Origin of the sequence: Apilactobacillus micheneri (assembly GCF_002993975.1) — a bacterium.
In the GTDB taxonomy this organism is placed as follows: Bacteria; Bacillota; Bacilli; order Lactobacillales; family Lactobacillaceae; genus Apilactobacillus; species Apilactobacillus micheneri.
In genome coordinates this window covers 200069-221717 of sequence record NZ_POSO01000003.1, presented here as the reverse complement: position 1 = coordinate 221717, position 21649 = coordinate 200069, and the positions used below count along the sequence as shown (strand labels likewise).

Below are 21649 nucleotides of genomic sequence, written 5' to 3'. Positions count from 1 at the left end.
ATATGCATAAATATGAATCATTATTACCAAGATTTTTAAGCTATGTGAAAATTAACACCCGCTCTAATGAAAACACTAATAAAATACCTTCTTCTAAAGAACAAGTTAATTTTCTCAATGACTTAAAAATACAATTGAAGTCCATTGGATTAGAACATGTTAGAACTAATGAATCAAGTGGTTATGTATTCGCTACTTTACCTTCAAATATTAATAAAAAAGTAAAAAAGATTGGTTTTATTTCACATGTTGATACTGCTGATTTTAATTCTGAAAATGTAAATCCACAAATAATTGAAAAATATGATGGTAACTCTGTGATTCATTTGGGTAATGGAGAATACAAATTAGACCCTAAAGTATTTCCTAGCTTAAAAAAATATAATGGGCAAACTTTAATTACTACCGATGGTAATACTTTATTGGGAGCTGATGATAAAGCAGGGGTTGCAGAAATTATAACTTCTATGGATTATTTAATTAATCATCCGGAAATTAAGCATGGTGAAATTGAAATCGGTTTTGGTCCCGATGAAGAAATTGGAACAGGTGCTGACAATTTTGATACTAAAGATTTTGGAGCTGATATTGCATATACAGTTGATGGTGGATCGTTAGGTCAATTGCAATATGAGACTTTCAATGCTGCTTCAGCAACTGTAGATATTAAAGGAACAGATGTGCATCCTGCAGAGGCTAAAGGGGTTATGATTAATTCTGCATTAATTGGAATGCAATTCAATGAAAGTTTACCTAAGTATGAACGTCCAGAAGTTACAGACGGACGAGACGGTTTTTATTTCTTGACCAATTTTAATGGGACGGTAGATCATACTAAATTAAATTATATTATCAGAGATCATGACGAAAATCGTTTTAATTCCAGAAAAAAATATTTTAATAAAATTGCAGAAGAAATGAATAAACAATTTGATGAACCACTAATTAATGTCGATATAAAAGATCAGTATTATAATATGGCAGAAGTAATCAATCAAGATATGACAGTGGTTGATTTAGCCAAACAAGCGATGAATAATATAAATATTAAGCCTGATATTTTTCCAGTCCGTGGCGGTACAGATGGATCTAAAATTTCATTCATGGGCTTACCCACACCTAACATTTTTGCAGGTGGTGAAAATATGCATGGTCGTTTTGAATATGTTTCACTACAAACGATGGAAAAAGCTTGTGATTTATTAATTGAAATTGCTAATTTAAATGTTAAAAAATAATTAGTCAATAATGGTCAAATTATTTTTAATTAAATTAATGTTTTGGTAAAATTTACTTATAAGTTGAGTAATCAACTTATAAGTATTTTTTATTATATAAAGTAGGTGGAATATATTGAATCCAGATGATTTAACAGAAGCGGTAACAAAAGCATTGGCTGAAGCACAAAAAGTTGCAGTTAACCGTAAGCATCAAGAAATTACGATTGCTCATTTATTTAAATTTTTGGTTCAACCTGGTGAATTGGCTCGTCAAATTTATTCTGAACTAGGTTTAGACGTAAAAAAATTAGAAGCAGAAATTGATAAAGAATTAGATAGTATTTCAACTGTTGAGGGCAGTAATGTCTCTTATGGACAAAATATTTCATCAAATATGTATCAATTAATGCAGAATGCTAATCAAATTAAAGATAAATTAGGTGACCAATATGTTGCCGTTGATACACTAACAATTGCTTTAATGGATGTTAGTGGTGACAAATTAAGCGATTATTTAAAAGAAAATGATATTACTAAACAAAAAGTAACTAATGAAGTAGAAAAAATTCGTGGAGGTGAAAAAGTGACTTCTAAGAATCAAGAAGACAATTTCCAAGCGTTAAAAAAATATGGTGTCGATTTGGTTAAAGAGGCTCGTGCCGGCAAATTAGGTCCCATTATTGGTCGTGATGAAGAAATATTAGATGTTATTAGAATTCTTTCTCGAATGACCAAAAATAATCCAATCTTATTAGGGGATCCTGGTGTTGGAAAAACAGCAATTGTTGAAGGCTTAGCTAAGAGAATTGCTGTAAATGATGTTCCTGATAACTTGAAAGATAAGCAATTATTTGAATTAGATATGAGCTCATTGATTGCTGGTGCTAAATATCGTGGTGAATTTGAAGAACGATTAAAAGCTGTTTTAAAAGCAGTTAAAAAATCTGAAGGTAAAATTATTATGTTTATCGATGAAATTCATAATATTGTTGGTGCTGGTAAATCTGAAGGTAGTATGGATGCTGGTAATATGTTAAAACCCATGTTAGCGCGTGGTGATTTACATTTAATTGGTGCTACTACTTTAGATGAATATCGTAAGTATTTAGAAAAAGATAAAGCACTAGAACGTCGTTTCCAAAGGGTTCACGTTAATGAACCAAGTGTTGATGACACTATTACTATTTTAAGAGGAATTAAAGAACGTCTTGAAATTCATCATGGAGTAAGAATTCATGATAATGCATTAGTGGCTGCAGCTAAATTATCTGATCGATATATCACTGATCGATTCTTGCCGGATAAAGCAATTGATTTAGTGGATGAGGCTTCTTCTACGATTGAGGTTGAAATGAATTCTAGTCCTACTGAGTTAGATCAAGCTCATCGTAAGCTTATCCGAGCTGAAGTTGAGGAAGCTGCTCTAAAGAATGAAAGCGATGACGAATCTAAAAATCGTTTATCAGAATTAGAACCCCAATTAGTTAATTTAAAAGAAACCGTTAATAATCTAAATGCTAGATGGCAACAAGAAAAAAGTTCTATTCAAAAATTAGGGGATAAGAAATCTGAATTAGATCAGGCCAAAAATGATTTACAGCAAGCCGAAAGTTCTTATGATTTAAATAAGGCTGCTGTATTACAGCATGGAACTATTCCTAAGTTAGAAGAAGAGCTTAAGCAAATGGAAGGCCAAGATCATAATGATGATTGGTTAGTTAGTGAATCTGTTACTGAAAATGAAATTGGGAATATTTTAAGTAGAGAAACTGGAATTCCAGTTAACCGTTTAATGCAAGGCGAACGTGCTAAATTACTACACTTAGATGATAATTTACACCAACGTGTAATTGGACAAAATGAAGCTGTTGAAGCAGTTTCTGATGCAGTTTTAAGATCACGTGCAGGTTTACAAGATCCAAGTAAGCCTTTAGGTTCTTTCTTGTTTTTAGGACCTACCGGTGTAGGTAAAACAGAATTGGCCAAATCACTTGCTGCCAATTTATTTGATTCTGAAGATCATATGGTTAGAATTGATATGTCAGAATATATGGAAAAAGCTTCTGTTTCTAGATTAGTAGGAGCTGCTCCTGGATATGTGGGATATGAAGAAGGTGGCCAACTAACAGAAGCGGTTAGAAGAAATCCATATACAATTGTTTTATTTGACGAAATTGAAAAGGCACATCCGGATGTATTTAATATCTTATTACAAGTGTTAGACGATGGTCGTTTAACCGACGGTCAAGGTCGTACAATTGACTTTAAGAATACTATTTTAATTATGACTTCTAATTTAGGTTCTGATTTGCTATTAAAAGGTACTGATGAAAATGGTGATATTAGTAGTGAAGCCAAAAGTCAGGTTAATGATTTGTTAAAAACAAGCTTTAAGCCTGAATTTTTAAATCGTATTGATGATGTAATTATGTTTAAACCATTATCAATTGATGATGTGAAGTTAATAGTCAAAAAATTAGTTGATAAATTATCCTCACGTCTACAAGATCAACAAATTAAAATTAAAATTAGTGATGAATCGCTAGACTGGATTGCTAAAAACGGATATGAACCTCAATATGGAGCTCGACCATTACAAAGGTTTGTAACTCGTTATGTTGAAACACCTTTAGCAAAATTGATTATTGGCAATAAGATAAAGCCTAAATCCACTGTTAACATTAACTTAGATGGTGACAAACTATCTTTTAAATAAATAAAAAGAGCTTAAGCTATCAAGCTTAAACTCTTTTTTGTTTGCTTATTTGTTTGCATTACCAGAAATTAAAGTTACACAGTTAACTAAAATAAGTGCAGTAATTACTGTTACAACTGCGATACTAATTGAAGAGTAAGTTTGATTCTCCAATTGACCTACGATGTATCCGATAATTTCACCAAAAATAGCTGACCAAAAAACAACTGTTAAATTTTTTGTAAGAAATTTCATTACTATCCACCTCGCAATTCATAAAAATTTTATCACATATCTATCTTTAAATACAATTATAAATATAATCGTATGAGCATGATAAAATTATTTGTTATAATATTCAAATAGAAAGGGATGATTATATTATGGATTATGTACCTTTAAATGTAATAAGTTCATATAGTTTATTAAATAGCACTATTTCAATTGATAATTTAATTTCGGCGGCTAAGCAAAGAGGCTATAATGCTTTAGCTTTAACTGATGAAAATGTTATGTACGGTGCTATTGAATTTTATAATAAGTGCATAAAAAATAATATTCATCCAATTATCGGTTTAACAATTGAACTTAATGGATTAAATGACGACCAATTTAAACTAGTTTTAATTGCTAAAAATAATAATGGTTATCAAAAATTAATGAAGATATCCACTAAAAAGATGACTAATGAATCTGAAAAAATATCATTATCTGACATAAAACCGGTCCTAAATGATTTATTTATTGTTATTCCTAATTACGGCAACATTGCAAGCTTGATTAAACAAGATAATTTTGAAAAAGTTTCTGATTTTTTAAATGAATTTGTTGACTATAATAACTTATATTTTGGTATTAGTGATAAAGATCTTAATAATGGATATTATGATTCTATAATTAAACTCAAGTTGGATATTAAGCTTGTTGCTTTCTCTAAAGTGCAAAATATAGATAAAGATGATTCTTTTGCGCTTAAAGTTTTGCGATATGTAGATAATGGTGAAAAATTTTCTAATCCGCTTGAAGAAAGTAATTTAAAAGATGATAACTGGTTAAAACCTAAAAATGATTTTATTAATAATTTTGTTTCATCTGGCCATCAAGATATTGTAAAAAATAATGAAGCTATTATTCATGCCACCAATGTGACAATTGATAAGAAACAACCACAATTACCTAAATTTAAAAACAATTATGGTTTGTCATCAAAAGAATATTTAAAACAGTTGTGTAAAAAAGGATTATTAGCAAGATTTGATGAATTAAATATACTTAAGGATAATCAAAAACAATATTATGAAAGATTAAAATATGAGTTATCAGTTATTGACCGTATGAATTTTGATGACTATTTTTTAATTGTTTGGGACGTAATTAATTATGCACATAAAGCTAATATTATGACTGGTCCAGGAAGAGGATCAGCTGCTGGATCTTTAGTAGCATATTGCTTATATATTACTGATGTAGATCCAATTGGGTATGATTTACTTTTTGAACGTTTCTTAAATGAAGAACGTGCTCAGATGCCAGATATTGATTTAGATATACCAGATGATAAAAGAGAACAAGTCTTAGACTATGTTCATAATAAATATGGGGATGACCATGTTGCACAAATTGTTACTTTTGGAACAATGGCAGCTAAACAAGTTTTAAGGGATGTAGGTAGAACTTTTGGTTTGTCTCCTTATCAAATGAGTGATTGGAGTAATGCAATTCCTAGTAATCAGTTACATATTACTTTAGATGCTGCTTATGATCAATCACAAAAACTAAAAAATTTGGTTAGTGATAATCATCTTAATCGGCTTTTATTTGATACTGCTAGAAAATTAGAGGGACTGCCAAGACATTATTCAACGCATGCTGCTGGTTTAATTTTAAGTAAAGATAAATTAGTGAAAACTGCACCTCTGCAAAATGGCAGTGAAGGCATTTTGATGACTCAGTATTCTAAAAACTACGTTGAAGAGATAGGTCTTTTAAAAATTGACTTTTTAGGATTGAGGAACCTTTCATTACTTGCAGATATTGTTAATCATGTAAAAAGCGAAGCAAACAATAATTTTAGTATCAGAAACATTAATTTAGATGATTCAAAAACCTTGTCTTTATTTAAAAGAGGGGATACTAACGGTATTTTTCAGTTTGAATCTGCTGGTATTAAGAGAGTATTAAAAGCATTGCAACCGAATAATTTTAATTTGGTTGCTGCAGTTGATGCTTTGTATCGTCCAGGCCCAATGGGGAATATTGAATCTTTTATCAAACGTAAAAATGGCCAGGAAAATGTTACTTATGCTGATGACACATTAAAATCTATTTTAGGACCAACTTTTGGTATTATTGTTTATCAAGAGCAAGTTATGCGAGTTGCTTCTACAATGGGTGGATTTACTTTAGGTGAAGCCGATTTACTTAGAAGGGCTATGAGCAAGAAAAAGCATGATGTAATGGATTCAATGAAATCCAAATTTATTAGTGGAGCTTTAGAAAAAGGATATAGTGAAACAGCTGCCAAACAAACTTTTGATTATATTGATCAGTTTGCCAGTTATGGTTTTAATAAATCACATGCTGTTGCTTATAGCAAAATGGCCTTTGAATTAGCCTATTTAAAAGCTCATTACAGTATGCAGTTTTTTGTTAGCATATTAAACTCAGTATTGAATAATAATAAAAAAACTAAGATTTATTTAACAGAATTAAAAAAGCGAAATATAAAAGTTGATGGCCCTAATATTAATATTAGTGATAAGGAATTTAAAATATATCATAATAATGTGTTATTCGGCTTAGGTTCTATTAAGGGACTACGTAGTGATTTTATTAATGATTTAATTGATGAGCGAAATACTAATGGTCTATTTAATAACTTAGAACAATTTCTGCAAAGAATTGATTCTAAATATAGAAAAATAGATTTGATTAATTCGCTTGTTTATTCGGGTGCAATGGATGACTTTGGATATAACCGTTCGGAATTGTTAGCATCAATCCCTGAATTTATCGACTCCATTAATTTAAGCGGTAATTCAATGGAATTATTTGATGCACTAAAGCCTAAAATAAAACATTTGGATGAAATGCCTTTAAATGAAAAATTACAAAAAGAAAATGAATATTTGGGTGCATATTTATCTGGACATCCTGTAGAACAATATATAAATATTTTTAATAGTATTAATATTGTTTCATCTGATAGTGTATTGGAATATAAAGGTGATATATACACTGTTTTGTATTTAGATTCCATCAAACAAATTAGAACAAAAAACGGTAAGGAAATGGCTTTTGCTCATGGTACTGATTTATCTGGTGGCTTAAGTATCACCATTTTTCCTAATGTGTTTACTATGATTAAGGATTGGTTTAAAAATGGAATTGTAGTTTTAATTAAAGGCAAAGTTGAACAACGAGATGGTGCTCAAATTATTGCTAATAAAATATATCCTGCAGCGAATGTTAAAAGTGATTTAATAAAAAATAATCGGGATAATTCGAATAAAAAGTGGTATTTAAAAATAGACAGTGATCATGATTCACCTGAGAACATAAATATTCTATATCAAGAAATAAAGAATAATTATGGGAATAATCGGGTAATTATTTATCGTGAAAAAAATAAAAAAACAACTTTGCTTAATCATAATTATGATTTGAATTATAATTCAAATTTATTTAATAAACTAATTTATATATTAGGGAATGGTAACGTTGTTTATAAATGATAATTTATTATAGAAACTATAAAGAAAATAGCAGACATAGATTTTAAAAAGTGATACAATTTACATTGAAATCCATTATGTATTGAATTATATATTTGATACAAAATAAAAGGAGAGATTTTACTTATGAAAAAAACAAAAATCGTAAGTACATTAGGACCTGCTAGTAATGATGTTGAAACTATTGCTAGTTTAATTAACTCAGGAGCTAATGTTTTCAGATTTAATTTTTCACATGGTGATCATGAAGAACATTTAGGTCGTTTAGACAAAGTTCATGAAGCTGAAAAGAAGACAGGTAAATCAATGGGTATCATGCTTGATACTAAAGGTGCTGAAATTCGTACCTCTAAGCAAAAAGATGGTAAGATTGATTTTCATACCGATGACCAATTCAGAATTTCAATGGATAGTAGTCTAGAAGGTACTAAGGACAAAATTGCCGTTACTTACCCAGGCCTATTTGATGATGTTAAAGTTGGTGGACATGTTTTATTTGATGATGGTATTTTAGATGCTGTTGTTGAAGATAAAGATACTGATAACAAAGAATTAGTTGTTACTGCTCAAAATAATGCCACTTTAGGTTCACGTAAAACTGTTGATGCTCCAGGAGTATCAATTAATTTACCAGGTATCACTGAAAAAGATTCAAGTGATATTCGCTTTGGTTTATCAAAGATGAACATTAACTACATTGCTGCTTCATTCGTAAGAAAACCTCAAGATATCTTAGATATCCGCAAATTACTTGAAGAAGAACATATGGAAGATGTTCAAATTTTCCCTAAGATTGAATCACAAGAAGGAATTGACAACTTTGAAGAAATCATGAAGGTTTCTGATGGTTTAATGATTGCTCGTGGAGACATGGCTGTTGAAATTCCTGCTGAAAATGTTCCAATCGTTCAAAAACATATGATCCACAGATGTAATGAAATGGGTAAACCAGTTATCACTGCTACTCAAATGCTAGATTCAATGATTGAAAATCCACGTCCTACACGTGCTGAAGCTTCAGATGTTGAATATGCTGTATTAAGTGGTACTGATGCTACTATGCTTTCAGGTGAAAGTGCTAATGGTGCTTACCCAGCTAAAGCTGTTGGAATGATGAATAAATTAGATATTAAAGCTGAAAACCATTATGCTGAATACGGTGACGCACGTCCTGAATTCAAGAATGGTGATGTAACTGAAGCATTTGGTAAACAAGTTGCTCAAATGGCTAAAGACTTAGACATTAAGACAATTGTTACTACTACTACTACTGGTTACTCAGCTCGTATGATTTCTAAATACCATCCAAATGCTGATATTTTAGCATTAACTTTTGATGATCGTGTACGTCGTGGCCTAATGGTTAACTGGGGTGTTCAACCAATTGTTGTTGACAAGCCAGAAACTACAGATGGTATGTTTGATTTTGCTGCTAAGAAAGCTGTTGAATCAGGCTTATCTAAGGAAGGCGACTTAGTATTAATCGTTGCTGGTGTTCCAGTTGGCGAAAAAGGTACTACTAACGTTATGCGTGTTAAATTAATCGGTTCAGAATTATCACAAGGACAAGGAATCGGTGATAAGACCGTTATTGGTAAGGCTTTTTTAGCAAGTAACGCTGCCGACGCAAACAGCAAAGCTGTAGACGGTGGCGTGTTAGTGGCTAAGAACACTAACAAAGACTTCTTACCAGCAATGAAGAAAGCTAGCGCAATTATCGTTGAAAATGGTGGAATGACATCACATGCAGCGGTAGTTGGTATTTCATTAGGCATTCCAGTTATCGTTAGTGCAACTGGCGCAACTGAAGAAATTTCTGATGGACAAACAATCACTGTTGATGCTCGTCGTGGTATTGTATACAGTGGTGCTGCTAATTCATTATAATGATTAAATAATAATTATTTGATAAAAAGGGTACGCATTTTGCGTATCCTTTTTTGCTATCGAAATATTATGAAAATTAGTGTAAAATTATAATATAAATAATCGAAATGAGGTATATTAATGAACAATATATTGGGTAGAATAGTTTCTGGAAAAGTTACTGATGAAAATGATAAAAGTTATTTTGTTCAAATTGAAGGGGTAACATTTTTATTAGATAAATCAGAAATTGTTAAACCATTGCATATTGGAAGTAAATTTAGTGGTTTTGCTTATGAAAATGAGGACCATAAAATGCAAATTACAAGAGATGCACCTAAGGTTCAAGTTGACCATTTTGCTTTTGGGCAAGTTGTACAAAGTAAATATGGCCTAGGTGTATTTGTTGATATTGGTTTGCCTAATAAAGATATTGCTGTATCAATTGATGACTTACCTGAACTTACTAAATTGTGGCCTAAACATGGCGACTATCTTATGATTTCTTTGAAAGTAGATAAAAAGGGTCGTATATGGGGAGAATTAGCTGATGAACAAATATTTCAGGATATTTCGACCCCAGGTGGTAAGGAATTGATGAATCATAATTTAAAAGCTACAACTTATCGTCTTAAATTAGCAGGTACTAGAGTTATTACTGATGACTATCATTTAGGATTTATTCATCCTAGTGAACGTGATGTTGAACCTAATCTTGGTAAACATGTTAATGTGCGAGTCATTGGTGTATTACGTGATGGGACGTTAAATTTATCAATGAAGCCTCGTGGTTATGAAGCTATTGATGGTGATTCGAAAATGTTATTTGCAGTTTTAAAACATTCTGATGATTACAAGTTACCATATACTGACAAAAGTAGCCCAGATGATATTAAAAAGTATTTCGGTATTAGTAAGGGACAATTTAAACGTGCGGTAGGTCATTTATTAAAGAATCGTTTAGTTGAACAAATTAATGGTGAACTAAAACTGACTCAAAAGGGTATTGAATTTAGTATTGAAGAATAGGTGACTAATTTATGAATGAGACAATTAATGATTATTTACACTTTTTATTAATTGAACGTGGCTTATCTGAAAATACAATTAAAAGTTATCGTCAAGATTTAGCAGAGTTTGCAAATTATCTTTCCAAAGAACATATAAATAGCTTTAAAGATGTTGATTCACGTATTATTTTAAATTATATGAAATATATGAAAGAAAACGGTAAAGCGAGAAATTCAATTATCCGTTTTATTTCGACTATGAGAAAATTCTTTAAGTATTTATTAAGATTTCATTATATTAATAATAATCCTATGATTAAAATAGACACACCTAAGCAAGCTCAACATTTTCCATCAGTTTTAACTACAAAAGAAGTAGATAGATTGTTAAGTACACCCGATACTAATGATAAATATGGAATTCGCGATCGTGCTATATTTGAAGTTATGTACGCTACCGGTTTGCGTGTAAGTGAAATGGTTCATTTAAAGATGGACAATTTACATTTAGAGATGGGCATTATTCAAACTTTAGGTAAGGGCGATAAAGAAAGAATTATTCCAATTGGAACTCAAGCAATTAAGTGGATTAATTTCTATGTAAGCAGTAGTCGTTCTAAACTATTAAAAAATCGTCGTAGTGATTATTTATTTTTAAATGCTCATGGTGGTGGTTTAAGTCGTCAAAGTATTTGGCAAAAAATAAAGCATTATGTGGCCTTGGCAGGTATAAAGAAAGATGTCACGCCACATACTCTGAGACATTCTTTTGCCACTCACATTTTGGAAAATGGAGCTGATTTAAGAATTGTTCAAGAATTATTAGGACATTCTGATATTTCTACAACTCAAATATATACCCATATTTCTCATGAACATTTGAATCAGTCATTTAATAAGTACCATCCAAGAGCGTAACTTTTTATTAGGGAGGATTTTATAATGTTATTAAAATATCGTAGTGAATATGAAAAAATAGTTATGGATATGCTTTCCTTAATACCCGACATGAATAATGAAATTTTAAAATCTGAGTTAAATTGGTATAAAAATTCAGATGATCGAGTTATATATTTATGGAAAAATGAAAATAATAACTGGGCTGGAATGCTGTCAATTGAATCTAAGAATTCATTATTGGTTGTTCGTAGAATTATACTAACTCCTGATTCTTGGAATATGAATAATTGTTGTATTATGTTAAATCAACTATCAGATTTATATATGAATAAACGAATAATTGGGACTATGGATACGACTGAAATTTGTGAAATTTGGGAGAAACGTAATGGAACCAAGCAATAATGTCATGAATATTCATATAAATGATTTTGATGGTCCATTAGAATTATTGTTACATTTAATTAAACAATCACAAATGGATATATATGATATTGAAATTGAAAAAATAACTAATCAGTATGTTGATTATTTAAACAAGATGAAAGAATTGAACGTTAATGTAATTGGCGAATATTTTGTTATGGCTTCAAATTTAATGGTGATTAAATCTAAATTGCTGCTACCAAAAAAAGATGACTTAGAAGATGAAGACGATGATTATGAAGATCCTAGAAATGAACTTGTTAATCAACTAATTATTTATCAACAATACAAAGAAGCCTCAAAAGTATTAAAAAAGATGCAAAAGAAAAGTAGTATGCATCATAGTATTACAGCCAAAGTACCGACTGTTACAGAAATGTTAGATCTGAATGGTAATAAAATAATGAATGTTGATTTAATAAAAGATGCTTTTGATTCAATTATTAAAAAACATCAGTACAATAAGCCTTATGTGCATGAAATTAATGAATGGCACTACACTGTAAAGGAACAGTCTAATTGGATTCTTAAAAAGATAGAAAACAAAGATATTTTAGAATTTAATTCTTTATTCAACATTGATGATAACTTAGAAAAAATTATAACTACCTTTTTGTCAATCTTAGAGTTAATGAAGGAACATTTGATTTTTGTTGAACAAATTGATAATAGAATATATATTCGTAAAAAATAGATTGGAGTGTATATTGATTGGTAAGTAATTTAGCCAAAATTAGTGGCTTGATTTATGTTTCTGGGGATGATGGGATTTCATCGTCTAACATCTCTAAATTATTAGAAATGAATGAATTTGACATCACAAATAGTATTGATAAGCTCAATGATAATTTAAGTAATGATCCAGATAGTCCTTTTACAATAATAAAATATGATGATAAGTATACCCTTGCTACCAAAGAGGAATTAGATTCAATTATTAAAAAATACATAATTGATGATGATGAAATTTCACTTACTCAAACTTCTTTGGAAGTCTTAACCATTATTTCTTACAATCAACCAATTACTAGAGTCGAAATCGATGATATAAGGGGAGTTAATAGTAATAAAACAATTCAAAAATTAATAAAGCAAGGAATAATTAGAGTAAGTGGTCATAAAAAAGTACCAGGTAATCCTAAACTTTATGAAGTTACTGAAAATTTTTTGAAATTATTCGGAATATCAAGTTTAAAAGAATTACCTAAAATCGATAAGAATTTAATTACTAAGGAGGAAAAGTAATGGCTGAAAGATTACAAAAAGTAATGGCAAAAGCAGGAGTCGCTTCTAGAAGAAAATCAGAAGTAATTATTGCTTCGGGGAGGGTCAGTGTTAATAATAAAGTTGTAACTGAGCTAGGTACTAAAGTTAAAGTTTCAGATTCAGTCGAAGTAGATGGGGTACCAATTGGTGGGAAAGAAAAGAAAGTTTATTTTCTTTTTTACAAACCTAGAAGAATTATTTCATCAGTTGCTGACGAAAAAAATAGAAAGACAGTTGTAGATTTCTTTGAAGACATTCCAGAAAGAATTTACCCAGTTGGTCGTTTAGATTATGATACATCTGGATTGTTATTATTAACTAACGATGGTGATTTAGATAATCGTCTTACTCATCCAAAATATGAAGTTGAAAAAACTTATGTTGCTAAAGTGGAAGGTATTCCAACAAATGATGAACTTAAGCAATTACGATTAGGAATTAAAATTCATGGTAAAAAAACAAGTCCAGCTAAGACTAATATTTTAGAAACTGATCCTAAAAAGAAAACTGCAGTTGTTCAATTAACAATTCATGAAGGAAAAAATCATGAAGTTAAAAATATGTTTAAGGCAATTAATCATCCAGTTAAAAAATTAAAACGTGAGTCATATTCCTTTTTAAATCTAAGAGGTTTACAATCTGGAGAATTTAGGCCATTAAAGAAAATAGAAGTTGAAAGACTTTATGAGATTACTGATAAAAAGTCTTAATTATTGTTTTTTGCTTAATATTTTGGTACATTATTATAAATAAAAATAATATATGGTTTATCTTCAGGGCAGGGTTAGATTCCCGACCGGCGGTATAGCCCGCTACCCATCTTTTGATGGTTGATTTGGTTAAATTCCAAAGCCGACAGTAAAGTCTGGTATAAAGAAGATCTATTTTTAGTGTGCAAAAGTCCCTGTTATTCATTTAGCAGGGACTTTTTTTGAAGATAATCCTCATTTGGAGGAATTTTTAATGTTTAGTTCAAATAAATTTAGTTTACAAAGAATTGTTCAAATTTCAATATTAAGTGGTTTAGCTTATTTATTGTCTTATATATCAGTTTCCATTATCCCCATTGCTCCTTATATGAAATTAGATTTTGGTGATATTCCTATTTTATTAGCAACAATTTTGTTATCAACTAGTAGTGGTATCGTTGTGTCCGTTATGAGGGCCTTCCTATATTTTATTTTTACGGGTCCTTCAATAATTAATTTGATAGGGGTTTCTTCGTTACTACTTGCTAGTTTAACAATTGTTTTATCAATGTCACTCGTTGATAGACTATTCTCTAAAAAAATTAAGTATGTTTTAATGGTTTTATTTGAAACTATCTCTTTAACTTTAATCATGAGCTTGGCAAATTATTTTATTATAACGCCTTTATATATTAATTTGGCAGGATTCCATTTGAATTTTAGCCTTGCAGATTCAATCCTATATGTCGTAATTCCTTTTAATATTATTAAAGGACTTTTTATAGGGATTGTATTTGTGATAATCTTAAATCGTAGTAAAGTTTGGTCTACTTATAAGAAAAGAGATTGATTAATGAATAAAAAGCTTTTACTTTTAATGTTATCTAATAAACAACCGAGAAGACTAAAGTTAATTAAGAATTTATTAGATGGTAAAAGAACTGTTTCAACTTTATTTTGGGGCAGTCGTTATCATATATTAGAATATTCAGGAATGATGAAGAACTTTGATTCTTTACAAAATGAAGATAAATTAATAAATGAATTAATTAATAATGGATATGTTTTTTCATATAATAAATATCAATATAAATTAACTAATAAGGGTAAACAAAAAAAGGATTCATTATTTGAATCCTTTTATTTGCCTAAAGAATTATCATATGGTTTTGATTATGATATTGAAAAGTTTAAAAATAGGTTTTTATTACTTATTCAAGTCACTTCAGAATATAGTTATCATAATAGTAGTTATTATCCAGTTCAGGCAGATTTTTATGATACCAATTTAATTAAAAATTTGTTTCATAAATATAAAAATGATAATTTTATTGATGACATTTATAGCTTTATTAAGTCCTTTTTATCTTCATTAGATGAAGATAGGGCTAATATATTTGCAAATTTATTGATTGGACACAATAATTATGGATTAACTTATGAACAATTATCTAATCGATATAATTATTCTAAAATGGAAATATACTTTATTAATATTGATTTATGGATTTTAATGATTAAATTTATTGAAAATAGCAATTCTTTTTTGAATTATTTACTTGAAAATGTAGTACAAAGTAGAATCAATGCAAGTGCTAGAAGAACATTTTATGAATTTAATAATGGTCTTAATATTTTTACTATTGCTAAAAAATATAATCTTAAGGAATCTACAGTTAAAGAACATTTACTAGAAAATGCAATTTTTTTAGATACAGAACAATTTCCATATGATATGATTTTATCTGATAATGAAGTTGCTATTTTAAACAAGAAATATCAAAATCAGCCAATTGATTTCTGGAATTTTAATAAGTTAGATGTTGCCAATATAGACTTCTTTAAGTTTAGATTATATCAAATAATGAGGAGTAAATAGTTATGAATTATTTACGTCAAAAATTAAAAAAATGGTTTGGCTTTGATGATTTTCGCCCTGGACAGTTTGAAGTTTTATCGTCTTTGAGTCAGGGTGAAAATACTTTTGGAATGTTGCCAACTGGAACTGGTAAAACGCTTATATATCAATTCTTTGGTCGAATGATAAATCAGCCAGTTGTTATTATTTCACCCTTAATTTCTTTAATGCAAGATCAAGTTGATCGCATGAGATATTTAGGATCCAAAAAAACAGTTGCTATTACTTCAGGGCTAAATTTTGTAGAGAAAAAAAGAATTTTGAATAATCTAAATAAATATAATTATATATACATTTCTCCAGAAATGATATCTCAACTTGATGTTTTAAAGTATTTTAATAAACTAGATATTGGTCTTTTTGTTATTGATGAAGCTCATTGTATTATTCAATGGGGGACTGATTTTAGACCTGAATATCTTAATTTACATAGAATAATTCAATCTTTAAATAATCCGCAAGTGTTAATGTTAACAGCGACTGCTTCTAAAACAGTGCGTTCTGAAATTGTTCATAAACTAGGATTGCATAATGTTAAATATATAGTTAAGTCTACTAATCGTTCAAATATAATGTTATCTGTTAAATATTGTGATGATACTAATGATAAAAACAACAAGTTACTTTCATTGGTTAACAAATTATGTAGTCCAGGGATTATTTATTTTTCTAGTAAAAAAATGGCCAATATGGCTACAATCTTTTTAAGACAGAAAGCTAATTTGAAAGTTGAAGCTTATCATTCAGATTTGAATAATGAAAATCGTTATCGTATTCAACATCAATTTATGAATGATCAAATAGATGTTATATGTGCTACTAGTGCTTTTGGTATGGGAATTGATAAAAGTAATATTAGATATGTTATTCATTATCATATGCCCTCAAATATTGAATCATATGTTCAAGAAATGGGACGTGCTGGTCGAGATATGAAAGAAAGTATTTCTGTTATTCTTTATCAAAAAAATGATGAAATGCTTCAATATAATTTATTAATGGATAACATTCCAGATGATGATGATATCATTTCTTTTTATTATCGTAATTATAAAAAAAATCATAATGATGATGAACAAACTAAATTATTAAAATATTACTATGATAATGATTATTCAGAAGAGGAAGTTATTAATATTTTTCAGGCAAGACGGCTAGATCAAAAAAATAGTTTATCAGAGATGCTATCTTATGTTTTGAATAATGATTGTCGTCGTAAAAAAATATTATCTCATTTTGATGAAAAATTTAGTGCTCATAATGAATATTGTTGTGATGGTGATCATACAAAATTAAATTTATATGCAGCTAACTTAATTAGGTCTAATATTAAAACAAATAATAAACATAATTATGATTGGAATTCCATAATTAATTCTCTTTTCAACAAAATGCATTAAATAATGTATAATGAATTGTATTAACAATAAGATTGGGAGGGTTATTATTTTGAATAATAACAATAAAGATGAATCAAATGGTTTATCAAGAATGGAATTAAGGAAGAAAAGCAGAGGTCATAAATTAATAGCTATTATATTAGTTACGATTGTTGTAGTTATTGGTTTATTTACACTTGTTTTCGGGATGATGAGTAATCCTAGTGATAATGGTCAGAGTCAATCTTCAAGTTCATCCTCAAGTATGATAAAATCAAAAGGTAAAAAGGCTTCTTCCAAGAAAGATAAAGCTATTAAAAAGTCTACTTCAAATTCTAATAAGGTTGATCAAAGTAGTTCTAGCAATACTGAAAATGCTAGTCATGAAGGTGATAAAAAAGCTTCCAATAGTAGTTCCTTTAAAACATCTAGCGCAAGCTCATCTTCAAATAAACCAGCCAATAATAATTCTAGTGCATCAAGTAGTAGTTCTGTAAGCAATCAGTCATCTGATAATAGTAATGATAGAGATTACGCTGTTGTTGGTCAAAATGGTGAAAATGATTTATATAGAATTGCAAAGAATAGTGGTCTTACTGTTGATCAATTAAAGCAATTAAATGGTTTAACTAGCGATAATGTTTCTGTGAACCAGAAAATTAGAGTAAAATAATATTGATTGGGGTATATTAAATGAACTTAAAAAAAATTCAAGTAGCAATTGATGGCCCAGCATCCGCTGGTAAAAGTACAGTTGCTAAATTAGTTGCTAATAATTTTTCATATGTTTATTGTGATACTGGTGCGATGTATCGTTCTATAACACTTAAAGCCATGAGATTGGGATATAATTTAAGTGACGAAATAAGAGTGGTTGAAATGTTGAAAGATACAGACATTTCATTTGAACCTAATGCAGAACAACAAAAGGTATTTTTGGATGGACAAGAAGTTACTAACGAGATTCGTCAAGAAGATGTAACCAATTCAGTTTCTGAAATAGCTAGTTTGAGTGGTGTTAGATCTGATTTAGTTAAAAGACAACAACAAATAGCTAGTAATGGTGGAATTGTTATGGACGGTAGAGATATAGGGACTACAGTTTTACCAAATGCTGAAGTAAAAATATTTTTAATTGCTAGTGTTCAAGAGCGAGCAGAACGTCGTTTGAAGGATAACGCAGAAAAAAATATTCATGTTCCATTAGATCAGCTAAAAAAGGAAATTGAAGATCGTGATTATAAGGATTCACATCGTCAAATTTCACCTTTAGTTAAAGCTGATGATGCAATTGAAATTGATACCACTTCGATGTCAATAAGTGATGTAGTTAATGAAATATCTAAAATTATTAAAAATAACGGATAACTTAGTCATATAACTAGATTTTCTTTAAAAGTTAGTCTAAAATGTTAAGTATAGTTGTCTCAAGGAGGAATTATCAGATGAGTGAATCAGATGAAAAAACAAATAAAGATTTATTAGAAGCCTTGGATAGTGTGGACCAAGTCAATATTAATGATGTAGTTAGTGGTGAGGTTTTAGCCATTGATAATGACCATCAATTAATTATTGGAATTGATAATGCTGGTGTCGAAGGTGTTGTTCCTCGTCACGAAATTTCATCAAGTTCTAACAATGATGAAGACTCACAATACAAAGTGGGAGATAAGGGCAAATTTGTTGTTCTTTCAAGAATTGGTGACGATAAAGAAGGCGGAAGTTTTCTACTTTCTGTTCGTCGCTTACAAGAACGTAAAGTTTGGGATGAATTACAAGAAAAATCTAAGAATGATGAAACTATCACTGTAACTGTTAAAAATGCAGTTCGTGGAGGATTAGTTGTTGATGCTGGTGTTCGTGGATTTATTCCTGCTTCAATGATTACAAATCATTTTGTAAGAAACTTAAATCAATATGATGGTCAACAATTTGAATGTAAGATTGTTGAAATTATTCCTGAAAAGAACCGTTTAGTTCTATCACATAGTGATGTAATGGAACAAAAACAAGAAAAAGCGCTTGAAGAAGTTATGGGTAAATTAAATGTTGGCGACGTTGTTGAAGGTAAAGTTGCTCGTATGACTAACTTTGGTGCCTTTGTTGATTTAGGCGGCGTTGACGGATTAGTTCACGTTTCAGAAATTTCATATGAACGTGTTAACAAGCCTTCTGATGTATTAAAGAATGGTCAAGACGTTAAGGTTAAGGTTATTGCTTTAGATAAAGATAAAGGTCGTATTTCATTATCAATTAAGCAAACTATGCCACAACCATGGGATGAAATTGAAGAAAAAGCCCCACAAGGTAGTATTGTTGAAGTTACTATTAAACGTTTAGTTGATTTTGGTGCTTTTGCCGAAGTAATTCCTGGTGTTGAAGGACTAATTCATATTTCACAAATTTCTCATGAACATGTTAATACACCTGCTGATGTATTAAAAGTTGGTCAAACTGTTAAAGCTAAGGTTCTTGATGTTCAACCTGAAAATCATCGTTTAGCTTTATCAATGAGAGCACTTGAACCAGAACCTGAAAATGGTGATGATTCTTCAAAGGAAAATGCTAAGGTTTCTGATAACTCTACTGAAGATGCTCCTGAAGAAGAAAACGGATTTACTTTAGGTGACATTGTAGGTAAAGGATTAGACAAAGATAATCAATAATAGTTTATAATCTTTAAAAATATCCTTCTTTTTATTGAAGGATATTTTTTTATTATTAATAGAAAGGGTGACTTTGAAATGGGATTACCCGTTGTTGCGATTGTTGGACGTCCTAATGTAGGTAAGTCTACAATTTTTAATAGAATTGCTGGAGAAAGAATATCTATCGTTGAAGATACTCCAGGTGTTACAAGGGATCGAATTTATTCTCATGGAGAATGGCTAGGGCATGAGTTTAGCATGATTGATACAGGTGGAATTGAAATAAATGATCAACCATTTGTTAAACAAATTACAGCTCAGGCAGAAATTGCTATTGATGAAGCAGATGTTATTGTATTTATGGTCAATGGTAAGGAAGGTATTACAAATGCTGATGATAATGTTGCCAGAATCTTATACAGAACTAATAAACCGGTTGTATTGGCAGTAAATAAAGTAGATAACTTTGAAGCCCGTGCTGATATATATGATTTTTATTCATTAGGTTTTGGTGATCCATATCCAATATCCGGTGCACATGGATTAGGACTTGGTGACATGTTAGACGAAGTTATTAAGAATTTTTCTGAAAAAACTGATAATGCCGATGACGATAGTATCAAGTTTAGCTTGATTGGACGTCCTAATGTGGGTAAATCATCATTAGTAAATGCTATTTTGGGTGAAAAACGAGTGATTGTTTCCGATGTTGCTGGTACAACCAGGGATGCAATTAACACTAAATTCATTCAAGATGGTCAGGAGTATACAATGGTTGATACTGCTGGTTTAAGAAAACGTGGAAAAGTATATGAAAATACTGAACGTTATTCTGTAATGCGTGCAATGCGTTCAATTGATAACAGTGATGTTGCACTAATTGTTATTAATGCTGAAGAAGGTATTCGTGAACAAGATAAACGTATTGCTGGTTATGCGCATGAAGGCGGAAAAGGTGTAATCATTGTTGTTAATAAATGGGACACTTTGAAAAAAACAAGTTCTACTCAACGCGAATTTGAAGCTGGAATTAGAACACAATTTCGATATCTATCATATGCACCAATTTTGTTCGTATCAGCACTTACTAAGCAAAGATTAACTAAATTACCGGGTATGATTAAACAAGTTAATGAAAATCATTCTAAAAGAATTTCTTCTTCTAATTTGAATGATGTTATTATGGACGCTATTGCAATGACGCCAACTCCTAGTATTAAAGGTAGAAAGCTTAGAATTTATTATGCTACTCAAATTAGAACTGCTCCACCTATAATTGTGGTTTTCGTAAATGATGAAGAGCTTATGCATTTTTCCTATGAAAGATATTTGGAGAACCAAATTAGAAATCATTTTGACTTTTCTGGAACGCCAATTAAAATTATTACTAGAAAACGTAAGTAATTTTGCATATTTTTTTACTAAAATAGCCATTAAATAATTGAATTGTAGGGCTTTATGTGATATCTTGAAGTAATGTAATGACACCAATCATGTTGTTATTACATATGTCGAAAAGCATTGATTGTTTTCCGAACTATTGGGAGGTGAAAACACATGGCTAACAAGGCAGAATTAGTAAGCAATGTTGCTGAAAAAACTGGTTTAACTAAGAAGGATGCAACTGCTGCTGTAGATGCTGTTTTTGGTTCAATCCAAGACAACATGGCTAAAGGCGAAAAGGTACAACTTATCGGTTTTGGTAATTTCGAAGTACGTGAACGTGCCGCTCGTAAGGGTCGTAACCCTCAAACTGGTGCAGAAATTCAAATTCCTGCAAGTAAAGTACCTGCATTCAAGCCAGGTAAAGCTTTAAAGGATGCTGTTAAATAAACAGCTCACTTTATTGATAAAAGAGCCAGTTCGGCTGATTATGTCGAACTGACTCTTTTTTATAT

Annotated in this window: 19 protein-coding genes and 1 riboswitch; of the genes, 18 read left to right on the top strand and 1 reads right to left on the bottom strand. The window is 30.1% G+C overall.

Features of this window, described 5'->3' with window-relative positions; translation table 11 throughout:
• The first annotated feature begins 2 nt into the window (after nt 1-2).
• Nucleotides 3-1238 (top strand): peptidase T, encoded by a 1236-nt coding sequence (gene pepT, locus C7N41_RS05175; RefSeq protein WP_105964656.1) that lies wholly within the window; start codon nt 3-5, stop codon nt 1236-1238.
• 115 nt (nt 1239-1353) lie between these two features.
• On the top strand, nt 1354-3936 hold the full coding sequence (gene clpB, locus C7N41_RS05170) for an ATP-dependent chaperone ClpB (protein WP_105964655.1): 2583 nt from the start codon (nt 1354-1356) through the stop codon (nt 3934-3936).
• Nucleotides 3937-3981: 45 nt separating this feature from the next.
• On the opposite strand, the gene C7N41_RS05165 is transcribed toward clpB, so the two are convergent.
• Complete coding sequence (locus C7N41_RS05165; protein WP_105964654.1) at nt 3982-4170, bottom strand: DUF2929 family protein; 189 nt, start codon at nt 4168-4170, stop codon at nt 3982-3984.
• A 128-nt stretch (nt 4171-4298) separates the two neighbouring features.
• Between C7N41_RS05165 and dnaE the strand changes: the two genes are divergently transcribed.
• The 16 genes from dnaE (at nt 4299) to C7N41_RS05085 (ending at nt 21584) form a co-directional block, all read left to right on the top strand.
• A complete protein-coding gene (gene dnaE, locus C7N41_RS05160; RefSeq protein ID WP_105964653.1) occupies nt 4299-7649 on the top strand; it encodes a DNA polymerase III subunit alpha in 3351 nt (1116 codons plus the stop codon).
• Between the two features lie 126 nt (nt 7650-7775).
• Nucleotides 7776-9536: a pyruvate kinase gene (pyk, locus tag C7N41_RS05155; protein WP_105964652.1), complete on the top strand. Its 1761-nt coding sequence runs from the start codon at nt 7776-7778 to the stop codon at nt 9534-9536.
• Between the two features lie 120 nt (nt 9537-9656).
• Nucleotides 9657-10544, top strand: coding sequence for a CvfB family protein (locus C7N41_RS05150; protein ID WP_105964651.1), 888 nt, complete (start codon nt 9657-9659; stop codon nt 10542-10544).
• An 11-nt stretch (nt 10545-10555) separates the two neighbouring features.
• Nucleotides 10556-11443, top strand: coding sequence for a site-specific tyrosine recombinase XerD (xerD, locus tag C7N41_RS05145; protein WP_105964650.1), 888 nt, complete (start codon nt 10556-10558; stop codon nt 11441-11443).
• A gap of 24 nt (nt 11444-11467) precedes the next feature.
• The gene (locus tag C7N41_RS05140) at nt 11468-11830 is read left to right on the top strand and encodes a reductase (RefSeq protein WP_105964649.1); all 363 of its coding nucleotides are present in this window, start codon (nt 11468-11470) and stop codon (nt 11828-11830) included.
• Nucleotides 11814-12545 (top strand): segregation and condensation protein A, encoded by a 732-nt coding sequence (locus C7N41_RS05135; RefSeq protein ID WP_105964648.1) that lies wholly within the window; start codon nt 11814-11816, stop codon nt 12543-12545. The genes C7N41_RS05140 and C7N41_RS05135 overlap by 17 nt, the downstream gene beginning before the upstream one ends.
• A 17-nt stretch (nt 12546-12562) precedes the next feature.
• Nucleotides 12563-13096, top strand: a complete 534-nt coding sequence (scpB, locus tag C7N41_RS05130) for an SMC-Scp complex subunit ScpB (protein ID WP_105964647.1) — start codon at nt 12563-12565, stop codon at nt 13094-13096.
• The gene (locus tag C7N41_RS05125; RefSeq protein ID WP_105964646.1) at nt 13096-13827 is read left to right on the top strand and encodes a pseudouridine synthase; all 732 of its coding nucleotides are present in this window, start codon (nt 13096-13098) and stop codon (nt 13825-13827) included. Before scpB ends, C7N41_RS05125 begins: the two co-directional genes overlap by 1 nt.
• A 55-nt stretch (nt 13828-13882) precedes the next feature.
• A riboswitch (FMN riboswitch) is annotated at nt 13883-14002 on the top strand.
• Between the two features lie 78 nt (nt 14003-14080).
• On the top strand, nt 14081-14656 hold the full coding sequence (locus C7N41_RS05120) for an ECF transporter S component (RefSeq protein WP_105964645.1): 576 nt from the start codon (nt 14081-14083) through the stop codon (nt 14654-14656).
• A 3-nt stretch (nt 14657-14659) separates the two neighbouring features.
• A complete protein-coding gene (locus C7N41_RS05115) occupies nt 14660-15685 on the top strand; it encodes a helix-turn-helix domain-containing protein (RefSeq protein ID WP_105964644.1) in 1026 nt (341 codons plus the stop codon).
• A 2-nt stretch (nt 15686-15687) separates the two neighbouring features.
• Nucleotides 15688-17124 (top strand): RecQ family ATP-dependent DNA helicase, encoded by a 1437-nt coding sequence (locus C7N41_RS05110; RefSeq protein WP_105964643.1) that lies wholly within the window; start codon nt 15688-15690, stop codon nt 17122-17124.
• A gap of 49 nt (nt 17125-17173) precedes the next feature.
• Nucleotides 17174-17776 carry a LysM peptidoglycan-binding domain-containing protein gene (locus C7N41_RS05105; protein ID WP_157944975.1) on the top strand — a complete coding sequence of 201 codons (603 nt, stop codon included), beginning with the start codon at nt 17174-17176 and terminating at the stop codon, nt 17774-17776.
• 20 nt (nt 17777-17796) lie between these two features.
• The gene (gene cmk / locus C7N41_RS05100) at nt 17797-18471 is read left to right on the top strand and encodes a (d)CMP kinase (RefSeq protein WP_105964641.1); all 675 of its coding nucleotides are present in this window, start codon (nt 17797-17799) and stop codon (nt 18469-18471) included.
• 77 nt (nt 18472-18548) lie between these two features.
• The gene (gene rpsA / locus C7N41_RS05095; protein WP_105964640.1) at nt 18549-19769 is read left to right on the top strand and encodes a 30S ribosomal protein S1; all 1221 of its coding nucleotides are present in this window, start codon (nt 18549-18551) and stop codon (nt 19767-19769) included.
• Between the two features lie 78 nt (nt 19770-19847).
• Nucleotides 19848-21155: a ribosome biogenesis GTPase Der gene (gene der, locus C7N41_RS05090; RefSeq protein ID WP_105964639.1), complete on the top strand. Its 1308-nt coding sequence runs from the start codon at nt 19848-19850 to the stop codon at nt 21153-21155.
• Between the two features lie 153 nt (nt 21156-21308).
• Complete coding sequence (locus C7N41_RS05085) at nt 21309-21584, top strand: HU family DNA-binding protein (protein ID WP_105956075.1); 276 nt, start codon at nt 21309-21311, stop codon at nt 21582-21584.
• Nucleotides 21585-21649 lie beyond the last annotated feature (65 nt).

Excerpts from the sequence above, each read along its gene's own strand:
- C7N41_RS05135 (WP_105964648.1), top strand. The coding sequence starts at position 11,814 with ATGGAACCAAGCAATAATGTCATGAATATTCATATAAATGATTTTGAT.
- C7N41_RS05150 (WP_105964651.1), top strand. The coding sequence starts at position 9,657 with ATGAACAATATATTGGGTAGAATAGTTTCTGGAAAAGTTACTGATGAA.
- xerD (WP_105964650.1), top strand. The coding sequence starts at position 10,556 with ATGAATGAGACAATTAATGATTATTTACACTTTTTATTAATTGAACGT.
- cmk (WP_105964641.1), top strand. The coding sequence starts at position 17,797 with ATGAACTTAAAAAAAATTCAAGTAGCAATTGATGGCCCAGCATCCGCT.
- rpsA (WP_105964640.1), top strand. The coding sequence starts at position 18,549 with ATGAGTGAATCAGATGAAAAAACAAATAAAGATTTATTAGAAGCCTTG.
- C7N41_RS05085 (WP_105956075.1), top strand. The coding sequence starts at position 21,309 with ATGGCTAACAAGGCAGAATTAGTAAGCAATGTTGCTGAAAAAACTGGT.
- pyk (WP_105964652.1), top strand. The coding sequence starts at position 7,776 with ATGAAAAAAACAAAAATCGTAAGTACATTAGGACCTGCTAGTAATGAT.
- C7N41_RS05120 (WP_105964645.1), top strand. The coding sequence starts at position 14,081 with ATGTTTAGTTCAAATAAATTTAGTTTACAAAGAATTGTTCAAATTTCA.
- C7N41_RS05125 (WP_105964646.1), top strand. The coding sequence starts at position 13,096 with ATGGCTGAAAGATTACAAAAAGTAATGGCAAAAGCAGGAGTCGCTTCT.
- C7N41_RS05110 (WP_105964643.1), top strand. The coding sequence starts at position 15,688 with ATGAATTATTTACGTCAAAAATTAAAAAAATGGTTTGGCTTTGATGAT.
- C7N41_RS05140 (WP_105964649.1), top strand. The coding sequence starts at position 11,468 with ATGTTATTAAAATATCGTAGTGAATATGAAAAAATAGTTATGGATATG.
- pepT (WP_105964656.1), top strand. The coding sequence starts at position 3 with ATGCATAAATATGAATCATTATTACCAAGATTTTTAAGCTATGTGAAA.
- C7N41_RS05115 (WP_105964644.1), top strand. The coding sequence starts at position 14,660 with ATGAATAAAAAGCTTTTACTTTTAATGTTATCTAATAAACAACCGAGA.
- der (WP_105964639.1), top strand. The coding sequence starts at position 19,848 with ATGGGATTACCCGTTGTTGCGATTGTTGGACGTCCTAATGTAGGTAAG.
- dnaE (WP_105964653.1), top strand. The coding sequence starts at position 4,299 with ATGGATTATGTACCTTTAAATGTAATAAGTTCATATAGTTTATTAAAT.
- C7N41_RS05165 (WP_105964654.1), bottom strand. The coding sequence starts at position 4,170 with ATGAAATTTCTTACAAAAAATTTAACAGTTGTTTTTTGGTCAGCTATT.